This window comes from Undibacterium sp. CY21W (assembly GCF_014284265.1).
GTDB lineage: Bacteria > Pseudomonadota > Gammaproteobacteria > Burkholderiales > Burkholderiaceae_D > Undibacterium > Undibacterium aquatile.
On the sequence record NZ_JACOGE010000002.1, the window covers coordinates 379971 to 392753 of the forward strand.

13 protein-coding genes are annotated in these 12783 nt (G+C 51.2%); 5 read left to right on the top strand and 8 right to left on the bottom strand.

What is annotated here, in order from left to right:
- Positions 1-15: 15 nt before the first annotated feature.
- From nirD to H8K29_RS06370, 6 genes are all read right to left on the bottom strand, one after another.
- Positions 16-357 carry a nitrite reductase small subunit NirD gene (nirD, locus tag H8K29_RS06345; RefSeq protein ID WP_186896890.1) on the bottom strand — a complete coding sequence of 114 codons (342 nt, stop codon included), beginning with the start codon at positions 355-357 and terminating at the stop codon, positions 16-18.
- Between the two features lie 41 nt (positions 358-398).
- On the bottom strand, positions 399-2828 hold the full coding sequence (nirB, locus tag H8K29_RS06350; RefSeq protein WP_186896891.1) for a nitrite reductase large subunit NirB: 2430 nt from the start codon (positions 2826-2828) through the stop codon (positions 399-401).
- Between the two features lie 32 nt (positions 2829-2860).
- Positions 2861-3673, bottom strand: coding sequence for an ABC transporter ATP-binding protein (locus tag H8K29_RS06355; RefSeq protein WP_186897153.1), 813 nt, complete (start codon positions 3671-3673; stop codon positions 2861-2863).
- Between the two features lie 35 nt (positions 3674-3708).
- Positions 3709-4665, bottom strand: a complete 957-nt coding sequence (ntrB, locus tag H8K29_RS06360) for a nitrate ABC transporter permease (RefSeq protein WP_255423274.1) — start codon at positions 4663-4665, stop codon at positions 3709-3711.
- Between the two features lie 22 nt (positions 4666-4687).
- Positions 4688-5860, bottom strand: coding sequence for a CmpA/NrtA family ABC transporter substrate-binding protein (locus tag H8K29_RS06365; protein WP_370527153.1), 1173 nt, complete (start codon positions 5858-5860; stop codon positions 4688-4690).
- Positions 5861-6287: 427 nt separating this feature from the next.
- The gene (locus H8K29_RS06370) at positions 6288-6962 is read right to left on the bottom strand and encodes an ANTAR domain-containing response regulator (protein WP_186896893.1); all 675 of its coding nucleotides are present in this window, start codon (positions 6960-6962) and stop codon (positions 6288-6290) included.
- A gap of 236 nt (positions 6963-7198) precedes the next feature.
- Here H8K29_RS06370 and H8K29_RS06375 point away from each other — a divergent pair, with 236 nt between their 5' ends.
- Positions 7199-7870: a polyphenol oxidase family protein gene (locus H8K29_RS06375; protein WP_186896894.1), complete on the top strand. Its 672-nt coding sequence runs from the start codon at positions 7199-7201 to the stop codon at positions 7868-7870.
- 134 nt (positions 7871-8004) lie between these two features.
- On the opposite strand, the gene H8K29_RS06380 is transcribed toward H8K29_RS06375, so the two are convergent.
- Both H8K29_RS06380 and H8K29_RS06385 read right to left on the bottom strand, forming a co-directional pair.
- Positions 8005-9108, bottom strand: a complete 1104-nt coding sequence (locus H8K29_RS06380; RefSeq protein ID WP_186896895.1) for a Tat pathway signal protein — start codon at positions 9106-9108, stop codon at positions 8005-8007.
- Between the two features lie 131 nt (positions 9109-9239).
- The gene (locus H8K29_RS06385; protein WP_186896896.1) at positions 9240-10289 is read right to left on the bottom strand and encodes a hypothetical protein; all 1050 of its coding nucleotides are present in this window, start codon (positions 10287-10289) and stop codon (positions 9240-9242) included.
- Between the two features lie 335 nt (positions 10290-10624).
- Between H8K29_RS06385 and H8K29_RS06390 the strand changes: the two genes are divergently transcribed.
- From H8K29_RS06390 to H8K29_RS06405, 4 genes are all read left to right on the top strand, one after another.
- Positions 10625-11428 (top strand): YdcF family protein, encoded by an 804-nt coding sequence (locus H8K29_RS06390; protein WP_186896897.1) that lies wholly within the window; start codon positions 10625-10627, stop codon positions 11426-11428.
- A 162-nt stretch (positions 11429-11590) separates the two neighbouring features.
- Positions 11591-12124, top strand: a complete 534-nt coding sequence (locus H8K29_RS06395) for a cytochrome b (protein ID WP_186896898.1) — start codon at positions 11591-11593, stop codon at positions 12122-12124.
- 147 nt (positions 12125-12271) lie between these two features.
- Positions 12272-12421, top strand: a complete 150-nt coding sequence (locus H8K29_RS06400) for a hypothetical protein (RefSeq protein WP_186896899.1) — start codon at positions 12272-12274, stop codon at positions 12419-12421.
- Positions 12422-12462: 41 nt separating this feature from the next.
- Positions 12463-12774: a hypothetical protein gene (locus tag H8K29_RS06405; RefSeq protein ID WP_186896900.1), complete on the top strand. Its 312-nt coding sequence runs from the start codon at positions 12463-12465 to the stop codon at positions 12772-12774.
- Positions 12775-12783 lie beyond the last annotated feature (9 nt).

Sequence of the window (12783 nt, forward strand, 5' to 3'; positions counted from 1 at the left end):
AGTATCTGTATTTCTTTATTCTGACGCTGCCGTGCGCAACTCTTCGGCGTCCAGAAATACCTGCTCATTTTCAACTTTCAGACGAAAGCGCTGGGTGCACCCTTCATCCGGCGATACCGCACAGCCGGTCGGCAATTCGATATTCCAGTTATGCAAAGGGCAGGCAACCCGCTCCCCGAAAACTATCCCTTGCGACAAAGGGCCGCCTTTATGCGGGCAGCGATCCAGCAAAGCAAAAATCTTGTTTTCACTGTTTCTGAAAATCGCCACATCCGGTTTGATCTGACGCTCAACCACACGCGCACCAAGCACAGGAATATCCTCAACCCGGCACACCATTTTCCATTGTTCTGACATGCTGTTTCCTTTAATTTTTTTTGCTGGCAACGACGAAAAAATCACACCGTCAATGCGGTGAACTGGCGCGTATCGACTTGCGCTTTTTCAGGTGCATGCCACGGATCGCTCTCGCCTTCCAGCGAAAACAGCAAGCGCTGGTAAAGTTCCTGACGACGCTCTTCATCTTCCAGAATGATCTTCTTCACATAGTCGAGACCGACCCGCGCCAGATAATGCACGGTGCGTTCCAGATACCAGCCTTCCTCACGATACAGCTGCAAAAACGCACCGGTGTATTCCATCACTTCTTCATGCGTTTTCAGCTTCACAAAGAATTGCGCAACCTCGGTTTTGATACCGCCATTGCCGCCGACATACACTTCCCAACCGGAATCGACGCCGATCACGCCAACGTCTTTAATCCCCGCCTCTGCGCAGTTACGCGGGCAGCCGGATACCGCCAGCTTGACCTTATGCGGCGCATACATGCGTGCCAGTTCGCGTTCCAGTTGTTGTCCCATGAGAGTGGAATTCTGCGTGCCGAAGCGACACCATTCGCTGCCGACGCAGGTTTTCACGGTACGCAAACCTTTGGCATACGCCAGGCCACACGGCATGCCAAGATCGCTCCACACCGCAGGCAAATCCTGTTTTTTCACACCGAGTAAATCGATACGCTGACCGCCGGTGACTTTCACTGTCGGTATCTGATATTTATCAACCACATCCGCGATCCGGCGTAATTCGGACGCATTGGTTTCGCCGCCCCACATGCGCGGAATCACAGAGTAAGTGCCGTCTTTCTGAATATTTGCATGCGAGCGCTCATTGATGAATCGTGATTGCGGATCATCAATCGCTTCGCGCGGCCAGGTGGAAATCAGGTAGTAATTCAGCGCCGGGCGACAGCTTGCACAACCATTCGGCGTGCGCCAGTTCATGAATTGCTGTACCGCTGCCACCGTCAGTAAATGCTGCTCTTTAATCGTTTGCCGAACCACAGCGTGCGAATGATCGGTGCAACTGCACATCGCCTTGGCTTTCGGCGTTGATGAATAATCACCGCCCACCGTGAACATAATGATCTGCTCAACCAGCCCGGTACACGAACCGCAGGAAGCCGAGGCTTTCGTGTGTTTGCGCACATCTTCCAGCGTGAATAAACCTTTTTCTTTGATCGCCTTGACGATAGTGCCTTTACACACGCCATTGCAGCCGCAGACCTCAGCGTTATCCGGCATCGCCGCCGCTTTGGTATGTCCTTCATGGCCGACATCGCCGGTATTCGATTCGCCAAACATCAGCGTATCGCGAATCTCTGCGATATTTTTTCCTTCGCGCAGCAGTTTGAAATACCAGCTGCCATCCACCGTATCGCCATACAAACAAGCGCCGATCAGTTTGTCATCTTTGAGCACCAGCTTTTTGTAAACGCCGCCTATCGGGTCGGACAAAATGATTTCTTCGGTATCGTTGCCACCCATGAATTCACCGGCAGAAAAAAGATCAATGCCGGTGACTTTGAGTTTGGTGGATGTCACCGATCCCTGATAACGACCGATGCCGAAATTCGCCAGATGATTCGCGCACACCTTGGCCATTTCAAACAAAGGGGCAACCAGACCATACACCGTGCCACGATGATTCACGCATTCGCCGACGGCATAGATACGCGGGTCATAGGTTTGCATGGTGTCGTTGACGATGATGCCGCGATTGCAGTACAAGCCTGCGGATTCGGCCAGCGCCGTATTCGGACGTATCCCCACCGCCATCACGATCAGTTGCGCCGGAATTTCCAGCCCGTCGGTAAAACGTATCGCCTTGACCTGGCCTTGTTCATCACCGAGTATGGCTTCGGTATTTTTTTCGAGTAAAAAATTCAGGCCACGATCTTCGAGTGACTTTTGCAGCATCTTGCCTGCTACCGGGTCGAGCTGCCTTTCCATCAGCCAGCCCGGCAAATGCACAACCGACACCTGCATGCCGCGCATTTTCAGGCCATTCGCCGCTTCCAGCCCAAGCAATCCGCCACCGATGACGACTGCATGCGTATGCTGTTCGGCAGCGGCGATCATCGCATTCGTGTCATGGATATCGCGATACGCAATCACGCCTTGCAAATCCTTGCCCGGCACTGGCAACATAAACGGCGTGGAGCCGGTTGCCAGCAAGAGTCTGTCGTATTCGGTCTGCGTGCCATCGTCCGCAATCACCAGCCGTTTCACACGATCGATACGAACGATTTTTTTCCCCAGATGCAGCGTGATATGGTTTTCTTCATACCAATCCACATCATTGAGCATAATGTCTTTGATGGTCTGCTCACCGGCCAGTACCGGCGACAATAAAATCCGGTTGTAATTGGCGTAAGGTTCGGCACCGAAGACCGTGACGTCATACAGATCGGGGGCGATCTTCAGCAATTCTTCGAGCGTGCGTACACCCGCCATGCCATTCCCGACCATCACCAGTTTGAGCTTTTTCATTGTATGTCCCTGTTCTGTTTTGATTGCCGGGCTTACGCCACATCTTTGGCAGGATGCGACTGACGGTGATACAAAAATTCCAGCACTTCGCTGCGATACGCGGCATATTGCGGATTCTGTGACAGCGCCACACGATCGCGCGGGCGTGGCAGATCGACATGCAGAATTTCGCCTATCGTTGCCGCCGGGCCATTGGTCAGCATGACGATGCGATCCGACAGCAGCACCGCTTCGTCCACATCGTGCGTCACCATCACAACCGTAGATTCAGTCTTGGCAACGATCTTCAGCAATTCATCCTGCAAATGCGCGCGGGTCAGCGCATCAAGCGCACCGAAAGGCTCATCCATCAGCAAGACTTTCGGCTCGATGGCGAGCGCACGGGCGATGCCGACGCGTTGTTTCATGCCGCCGGAAATTTCATTCGGACGTTTTTTTTCCGCATGCGTCAGCCCCACCAGTGACAAGGCATGCATAGTGCGTTTGATCAGCTTGGTCTTATTTTCAGACGCGCCGAATACACGTTCGACCGCCAGATAAATATTTTCAAAACACGTCAGCCACGGCAGCAGCGAATGATTCTGGAACACCACGCCGCGCTCTGGTGAAGGCCCGGCAATCTCACGGTGCGCGCACAACAAGGTGCCGGAGCTGGCTTTGGTCAGACCGGCAATCAGATTCAGCAAGGTCGATTTACCGCAACCGGAGTGACCAATCAGGGTCACAAACTCACCTTTAGCGACGTTCAGATTAATCTCGCGCAACGCATGAAAGCTGCCTTTGCGCGTATCGAAACGCATCTCGACCTGATTGACTTCTATGTACTTCTGATCGATTTCACGCATTTTATTGCCTGCGGCATTGCTCATCGTTTCCATGTTCATGCTCCCGTATCTTCGTAGGTGAATGCGCGTGCAGCAGCAACCAGTATCTGTTCGAGTATCAGACCGACCAAGCCGATGACGATGATGGCAATAATGATGTGCGGTACATTCAAGTTATTCCATTCATCCCAGACCCAGAAGCCAATACCGACGCCGCCAGTCAGCATTTCTGCCGCCACAATCACCAGCCATGCAGTGCCGATCGCGAGCCGCACACCGGTCAGCATGTAAGGCAAAACACTCGGCAACAAAATGCGGGTGACGATTTTCCATTCCGACAGATTCAGTACCCGCGCCACGTTCATATAATCCTGCGGCACACGTTGCACACCGATCGCGGTGTTGATCACCATAGGCCAGATCGAGCAGATGAAAATCGACCAGATCGCCGCCGGATGCGCCGACTTGAAGACCAGTAAACCGATAGGCAACCAGGCCAGCGGTGAAACGGGTTTCAGCAAGCTGATGACAGGGTTAAACATGCCGGATAAAAACGGGAAACGCCCGATCAGAAAACCCAGCGGAATACCGACTATCGCTGCCAGCCCGAAGCCCACCGCGACGCGTTTCAGCGAGGCATAAATATTCCAGCCTATGCCCTGATCATTCGGCCCGTTCTGATAAAACGGATCAGAAAAAACTTTGATCGCTTCCTGCAAAGTCACCCACGGCGAAGGAAAAGAAGAATCTTTCACCGCGATAATCGACCAGATCAACACCATCAGTGCGATGCCAAACAAAGGTGGCAATACTTTGAGTAACAAAGGCCGGAATGAACGCTGCACCTGCTTTACCGGCGCTGCTGCCGTGTTTGCGACTGTGCCTGCGGTTACCGCTGCTACCGTTGTTGTGGCTGTTACCGCTGTTGCTGCGCTTGCTGAAGTGCCGTTGCTGATCTCAGCGGTAGTCAGTTTTTCTGTGGAACCGATTGCATCATGAACTAAGGTCGTCATACTTTCCTCCCGAAACCGCGTGTCAGGCTTTGATTTTGAACGAGGCGGCATACGCTGCAGGATTCTTACCATCCCACACCGTGCCATCCATCAGCTTGCTGCTGCGCATCACGTCTTTAGGCACATTCACTTTCGCCATCGCCGCTGCATCTTTGTAGATATCAATCCGGTTCACTGCTTTTGCCACCGCCAGATAATCCGGATCAGTCTTCAGCAAGCCCCAGCGTTTATGCTGGGTCATGAACCACATGCCGTCCGACAGATACGGGAAATTCACCGCACCATCGTTAAAGAATTTCATGTAATTCGGGTCGTCCCAGGTTTTTCCCAGACCATTCTGATAACGCCCTAAAATGCGTTGATTAATCACATCGACCGAGGTATTCACATACGATTTGTCGGCGATCGTTTCTGCCATTTTGGTTTTGTTCGATAAAGACGCATCGATCCAGCGGCTGGCTTCCAGTATCGCCGCCGTCATCGCGCGCGCAGTGTTCGGATATTTTTTTGTAAATTCATCGGTGGTACCGAGCACTTTTTCCGGATGGTCTTTCCAGATATCCTGCGTGGTTGCCGCCGTAATGCCGATGCCATCGGCAATCGCGCGGTGATTCCACGGTTCGCCGACACAATAACCATCCATATTGCCGACCCGCATATTCGCCACCATCTGCGGCGGCGGTACGGTAATGACCTTGGCATCTTTCAAGGGATGAATGCCATTGGCTGCCATCCAGTAATACAGCCACATCGCATGCGTACCGGTAGGGAAAGTCTGGGCAAACGTGTATTCACGTTTTTCGCGTGCCATCAGTTTGGCCAGGCCAGCGCCATCCACCGCACCCTGATCCGCGAGCTTTTTCGACAAAGTGATCGCCTGACCATTGTTATTCAGCGTCATCAGCACCGACATATCTTTTTTCGCACCGCCTATGCCCATCTGCACGCCATACAGCAAACCGTATAAAACATGCGCGGCATCCAGCTCGCCATTGACCAGCTTATCGCGCACACTCGCCCAGGATGATTCCTTGGTCGGCACGATCTTGATGCCATACTTTTTATCAAAGCCCAGCACCGATGCCATCACCACGGAAGCGCAATCCGTGAGCGGAATAAAGCCTATGCGCACTTCTGTTTTTTCTGGTTTATCCGAGCCCGCCGCCCAGACACCGCCGGTCGATAAGCCCATCATGCTGGCTCCCGCAAACACGCCCGCGCTTTGCAACAAGCTGCGACGCGGCAAATTAATCGTTGCTTCATCATGGTGGGCTTCCTGATTCTGAGGTTGTTGCGGCTTAGTCATGTGCACTCCAGCGAATAAAAATTAATCCCAAAAAACAAAAAGGTGCCTGCCATCCGCTTTAAAAAAACAGATGGAAAGACACCTTTGTCTGAACGACACCGCCGCCGTTAGCGGTGAACGCTATATTCCCGGCAATTTCGTTCGCCGGTTGATTGGTCCTGCATTTTACTGACGCCATCGTTGGCGCTTGAATTTGTATGAGCAATTGCTGTGCCAGCGATCACTCAGAGTGGCGTCCAGTGCAATAACGAGGTGGCAAGCCCGTGCCGGCGCACTTTAGTTGTGCGGCGCACCAAAGCAGAACATGCTTGCGGCGCTATCCCAATAAATCCGAGGCATCCAGCAGACGCTGGGCCAGATCAACCAGTTTCATGTTTTTTTCCATCGCCTGCTTACGCAAACGCTGGTAAGCATCGTTCTCGGATAAATGATGGCGCTCCATCAGATAACCTTTGGCGCGCTCTATGGTTTTACGCTCCGCCAGCCGGGCTTTGGTGTCGGATAATTCGGTACGCAGCTTCTGATCTGCATGAAACCTTGCCATCGCCACGTCGAGCACAGGCTTCACGCGCTCCGTCTGCAAACCCGCCACCACATACGCCGACACGCCCGCTTCCATCGCCGCCGCCAGTTGCGAAGGATTGCCGTCTTCAGTAAACAAGACGATAGGACGCGGCGCATCGCGCGTCGCAAAGACCATGTGTTCCAGCACATCGCGGGCATCGGATTCGGCATCGATGATGATCATGTCCGGCTGCAACTGCGCAATGCGCTCTATCATGTAAATATCACCCGGAATCGAGGCAATAATGTTGTAGCCCGCCTGCAGCAAACCTATCCGCAGCGCCCGCGACCGCGCCTGCTGAGCCTCCAGCGCCACGCGTGCATCCGCATCCGGCTGATGCGCGTCATCCTGCAAATTCACAGTATTGACGACCACGATCTTCAGGCTGCTGTGTTCTGGCAAGGGATCAGACTTAGAAAATGGCATTATCAGCGGAGTGATTCAAAAGAAAAGACAAAAACAGGAAGCTGGCATGCAAGAAGCGAACCAGACCAGAGATCAATATCTGGTTCGCCAATTTATGTTGATCGCAGGCATGCATTAAAATGGCTTAGCTGCGCCAGATGCCGCCCCAAATAGCCCATAAATAGCCGATGATCTGTGATGCTTCATTTTCGACATCACTTTCCGACACTCCTTTTTTTTTGCACACGACCATTGCCATGTCCCTGACCTCTCCGCTGCTCGCTGCTATTCCCGGTATTCAATATGGTTTCGGCACGGCGCGCCATCTGGTGCCCAGCGCGCTCAGCCCCTATTGGCATCGCGTGCCGGAGAAAACGCAGGTACACGGAACGCAGATTGTCGAGATCACCAGCGAACAACAAATGTGCGGCGGGGCCGACGGTTTTTTTACCCGCCAGCCAGGCATTCCCGTCACTGTCATTACCGCCGATTGCGTCCCCGTGCTGTTTGCGCGGCGCGACGGTAAAGCGATTGCCGCTGTGCATGCGGGCTGGCGTGGTCTGCGTTATGGTGTGATTGGCGCGTTGTGGCAACGACTGCGCGCCGAAGGGGAAGACCCTGCAGACTGGGTTGCCGCCATCGGTTCGCATATCAACGCCTGCTGTTTTGAAGTCAGCGAAGAACTCGCACAGGAATTTGTCAGCGCGTTTGCAGACCATCCGGCAGAACTGATCACGCCGTCTTACCGGCATCTGGATCTGAATGCGATTGCGGTCATCGAATTACAGAAAGCCGGTTTGCAGCATATCGACAAAGGCCATTCCTGCACGTTATGCAGCAGCCACACCGATGGCAAATTCCTGTATCGCAGCTACCGTCGCGGCGACCGCAATTCACATCAGCATTCCGGCTTGGTAATACTCCCGTAATTCGCATTTTCAGGGGAGTATCTGCATTTTTCGCCTTATTGTCAGCGTAAAACAAGGGGCTTTAAATATACTCCCCCTAGTATATTCCGGCAATAAAGTGAATGCTGATAGCCGATCTGAGGTTTGGTGTTTTTTCAGACCAGCACCGATTGCACTGGTCGCCGCATAGCCGATGCCATTCTGGCGCCGTGACCAAAACGTACCACCAGATCAGGTCTGCGCGGCGCGATACCAAGAAAATTGGCAAACTGGGGGCGCAATGCAGACACCTCGACCGGCTGATTTAAAAATGCATTACGTATATCCAGCGCCGCTGATTGCAGCGCAAAGCGTTCATAGCAACGCCCCACCTCCAGCCAATCAGCAGGGCTGCTGCCATCGGCAACGAACACCGCAATCCCCGCTGAACTGTGTACCTGTTTCGCATATTTATCGTTCTCGCTTTTTGGCGTGAAAAACAAATCAAATAAAACGCTGCCCAGCGACGAAGGCAACGATGGATTGCCAGACAAGGCCGAGTAAAGCCCATCGCCGGTTTGCATCGCATCGTCCGCATTAAAACGCATCCACTTCTTCAGCTCTGCAACGAAAGCACGATCCTGCATCTGTGCGGTATTGCCCTGAACAACGTATTCCAGCACATTCTCCATCGCTGCCAGTTGCGTCAGCAAGATCAGGCGCACACCATTGCCACTGCCGGCGCGCTGCAATAAATCGAGTTCGTATGTCGTCAAGGGCTTGCCATCGTAATCCACACGGCTACTCTGACGCGTAGGAATCGCCTGAAACAGCGGAGACGCCAGCGCACGCGTCGGTTCCAGCGATAAGCGCAGTGCGTTCCCCGCCGCTGCATCAACGCTGCTGTGCACCATCAACCCATGCGCCAGTGCAGCCTGCGCCAGATTCTCTGCGGCACAACCAAGCGAGACGAAAAGATGATGATCATCCGGATCAACTGCCGGACATCGGCGCGAAAAATCCGGCAGTATCGAAATCGCGTTGTCGTCGATATGAAATTTCCAGCATTGCGTATTGTGGCTCGACGGTGCCAGCGTCGCATAGCGCACCAGCTCGCGCAAGAGCGCCGCTTTTTCATTCGACATCGCTGCACTGTGCCGCCAAAGATCGCGACTCGCAACATCGTAACGCCCCTCGGCTCCCGAAGAGCACGATGCCAACGTCGTCAAACCGCCAACCGCAGCCAGCGCCGAAAGTGTAAATACCCGCCGGGAAATCATGCTGGTTCCTTAGTGAGAAAGCCAAATGTTGAGATTGCAGGAAATATCGCCGACAGCTAAACACTTGATATTGAAATTATTTGGACAAAATTTAACAATAGAGAAAAAACAGACAAAATCTCCTCGAAAAATCAAGTTAGTATTTTATTTTCGAGCTCGGTTATTAGGCTCTTTCTATATTCACCATTCCATTGCGCTGATTTATACGAACGGGTTGGCATCTTTTGAAAACTGTTTAATTTATTTAAATAAATTATGACATCATCCGAAATTTGCCCTCGGAAAAAATTAAAATCACCGTTCGAATTTTGAATATTAACTGCAGCAGTAAGTACGAATCCAAATGCCTTATCATCACTTGCAAACATATATTCTGCATGCTGGTCTTCTCTCCACTTTTCAAAATATTGACTCGCGTTATACATGTCCCAAGTCATGTTAGATATAGCTTGGCGTCGGACATCCAAGGGATCATTCGGTGAAAATTTCATCATTTTTTTTTGAGGATTTCTCCCAAAGTAAATAATGGAAAATACTAGAGCAACTATCGAAAATCTAAAGTCAAAAATGCACCAATCGACGAATTTCTTGATCTTTTTTTCACCTCTTGCTTCGTCATTAAACTTTATGTCTGCCAGTTTTAGACACATCAAATAAAGAGAGTCCCACGTTTTTAATTTTTTATACCTCGTTATTTTCTCAACGATACTATCTTCATTTGTTATGATTTTATGATTCAAGTTAATATGATCCGTATGACCCAAAGCAAAATTTGCCAGGTCATCATTGGAACTGTTATTTATTTTATGGAATATGGAGAGATTGAGAGCCGCCTCTTTAGCGTCGTCAAGAGAATGGAACGCTTTTTCATAAATTGCGTAAGTAGGATCTATCTCAATTCCCGCAATTTGACAAAATGCGATCAATGCAATCGCATCTCTTTGGTAGTCATTTCTTTGCTTATTTTTCGTAGCATTAATCGAGAATTGAAAAATATTTGCATCAAGTATTAAATTGTATTCAGTGTCACTAGCGTCCTTGTTATAAAGGTAGTTGGCTGGATTGTACAAATCTACATCGTCACAATTAAAATTGTGAATAATCCACTTTCGCTCTTTTAGCCGCCGAACAATATGTTCAATACGTGGAGAAAATAAATACAAAGATGAGTAGTGACTCATAATATTCAACACCTACTAACGTTACTTTTTTAAAGTAAAGATATACGATGCTTTAAAGACTAACACATTCAATGTGTCGAAATTGTCCGTTCTATTTGTTTTACTCCCGATAATCGCCTTCGTCAAATGACGTACAAATTACGGCCAATCAACGTATATGGAACTCAGTTTCCACCAACATTAAAGATCAATTTCCTTTTTATTTTTCGTTCACTCGAAGTATATGCATCTAGCCACCCGATGCACTAAATCAACACCGCGTTTATTCCGGATGAAATTACCGACGCGGCGTGCTAAGGTCTCACACCTCTGTCGCCTTCCTTTTTAAATACGCCATGTCTGCCAGTGTTCTACGTCAGTTATTTTCCATCTTCACTTTATTAATAGCCACTCTGCTCGTCGTTGATGCGGTTTTTCTGATGTCCACCGGGCTGGTGAATTTCGGGGTGATGCTGCCGCTGTGCATCGGTTGCGGGTTGATCCTCTTGCGCTGGAAATGGCAGCAATTCGGGCGCTGGCGTTCGCAAAGAGTGTGGCGACAGAAAGTCTGGACGCTGGCGCAGTTGCTGGCTGGCGCGTGGTTGCTGAGTCTGGTTCTGTTTTTCATTTTCTTACAACGCACCAATGACGCCGCCGGGCTGACCGACAAAAATACGGCGACGATCAAAGCCATCATGATTCTGGGCTCGGGTTCATTCAAATGCAGTGCATCGCCAACGCTGGCGGCGCGGCTGGATCTGGGGCTGGAATGGGCGCGGCGTTTGCCTGCGTCGAAGGTGCTGGTGACGGGTGGAAAAAACTGGACGCTGCCGTGTGCCGAAGCGCAGATCATGGGCGATTACCTGCGCGCGCATGGGCTGGCGGCCGGACGCATCATTCAGGAAGAACGCAGCACCACGACGTATGAAAATCTGTTGTTCAGCCAGCCTTTGCTGGAAAAAAATGCGGTGACACCGCACGATGAAATACTCATCGTCAGCAGTGATTTTCATGTGCTGCGGGCACGCATGATTGCGCGTCGGCTGGGTTGGTCGTCGGTGCAGACTGCCGGCGCAACGACGCCGCTTTACATACGTTATAACGATTGGCTACGCGAATACTTCTCATTCATCAAGGGATTTTTACTCCGCATGTATTGATGCAGATCATAGCTTTGTACTGGTCATACCGCTGACGGGTCGGTTAGTATGAATCACCGCCGCATGATGCCGGGTTGACTGGATGCCATGCGCTATGCTTTCATTCCATTTCTTTTCCCCAACCCGCTGTGTTTTCACAGTGTTTCACCAGGTACAAAGAATATGCAAACTTCACGTTATCACCCGTTCTCGGCAGCCTTACATTGGCTGATGTTCATTCTGATCGCCGTCGCGCTCGCAGCAATTCAGGTCAGGGAAGATATTCCGAAAGGCGAGCCTTTGCGCGACACGTTGAAGTCGGTACACATGCTGGCAGGGCAACTGGTGTTTTTATTTGTACTGGTTCGTCTGGCGCTGCGGTTCACCTTCAAAGCACCGGCTGCGTTACCGGGACCGCGTTGGCAAACCGGCAGTGCACATCTGGTACATCTGGTGCTGTATCTGATGATGCTGGGCTTGCCTTTGAGCGGCGTGCTGTTTTATCAGGCGGGCGGACGCGATGTCAGTTTCTTCGGCATGCTGTTGCCGCAACTGATCGCACCGAATCCTGAACTGAAAAGCAGCATCAAGGAAATCCATGAAACCGTGGGCGAAGCGATTTATTTTGTGGTCGGCTTCCACGTTCTGGCGGCGTTGTGGCATCACTTCATCGTCAAAGATGGCACGATGCTGCGTATGCTGCCGTGGAAAAAGTGAAGCAGAGCACAAACGGCATCAGATAAAAAAGGCATAAATATGTCGCGCCAAATGTCCGGCACAGAGTAAAAACAGGGGAGTATCTTCGATTTCACCCTTATTCTCAGCGTAGAATAAGGGGTTTAAAATATACTCCCCGGTAGTATATTGAAGCAACAATCTGCAGTAACAACCGCCGCTGCTGGCGCCAACCATGCCGCAGACGATGTCGTTGGCGAGATGCTGCAATGCTCAGCGTCGTGCATCAACGCAGGCATTAATGTCCTGCAAAATCCGGCGACCTTCAGCCCGCTTTAGCGGCGTCGCCACTGGTATTAAAAGAATTCAAGGCACTCTTCATGGCTACACCTCAAGCAAAAAAAGATGACTCACCGCATGCGTGGGTCTGGCTTATTTTTTTCGGCCTGCTCGGCGCTTACGATTTGTACAATGCCTGGAAAATGCAGTTACTGCCGCAGGCGCTCACCGGTGCCGCCTTTATCCTGTTTGCCATTTGCACGTTCAGGCATCGCGGCATTTTCCAGTTTTCAACCCGTGCCGGTGACGCATCGCAAGAGAAGCCCGGCCTGCTCTGGAAAGCCATGTATTACAGCGCAATGTTGCTGATGATTCTGGGCTTTTCTATGAAGCAGGGCTGGCTGAAATTCTGATGCTGAAAG

Excerpts from the sequence above, each read along its gene's own strand:
- H8K29_RS06380 (WP_186896895.1), bottom strand. The coding sequence starts at position 9,108 with ATGATTTCCCGGCGGGTATTTACACTTTCGGCGCTGGCTGCGGTTGGC.
- ntrB (WP_255423274.1), bottom strand. The coding sequence starts at position 4,665 with ATGACGACCTTAGTTCATGATGCAATCGGTTCCACAGAAAAACTGACT.
- H8K29_RS06365 (WP_370527153.1), bottom strand. The coding sequence starts at position 5,860 with ATGATGGGCTTATCGACCGGCGGTGTCTGGGCGGCGGGCTCGGATAAA.
- H8K29_RS06395 (WP_186896898.1), top strand. The coding sequence starts at position 11,591 with ATGCAAACTTCACGTTATCACCCGTTCTCGGCAGCCTTACATTGGCTG.
- H8K29_RS06370 (WP_186896893.1), bottom strand. The coding sequence starts at position 6,962 with ATGCCATTTTCTAAGTCTGATCCCTTGCCAGAACACAGCAGCCTGAAG.
- H8K29_RS06405 (WP_186896900.1), top strand. The coding sequence starts at position 12,463 with ATGGCTACACCTCAAGCAAAAAAAGATGACTCACCGCATGCGTGGGTC.
- H8K29_RS06355 (WP_186897153.1), bottom strand. The coding sequence starts at position 3,673 with ATGCGTGAAATCGATCAGAAGTACATAGAAGTCAATCAGGTCGAGATG.
- nirD (WP_186896890.1), bottom strand. The coding sequence starts at position 357 with ATGTCAGAACAATGGAAAATGGTGTGCCGGGTTGAGGATATTCCTGTG.
- nirB (WP_186896891.1), bottom strand. The coding sequence starts at position 2,828 with ATGAAAAAGCTCAAACTGGTGATGGTCGGGAATGGCATGGCGGGTGTA.
- H8K29_RS06385 (WP_186896896.1), bottom strand. The coding sequence starts at position 10,289 with ATGAGTCACTACTCATCTTTGTATTTATTTTCTCCACGTATTGAACAT.
- H8K29_RS06390 (WP_186896897.1), top strand. The coding sequence starts at position 10,625 with ATGTCTGCCAGTGTTCTACGTCAGTTATTTTCCATCTTCACTTTATTA.
- H8K29_RS06375 (WP_186896894.1), top strand. The coding sequence starts at position 7,199 with ATGTCCCTGACCTCTCCGCTGCTCGCTGCTATTCCCGGTATTCAATAT.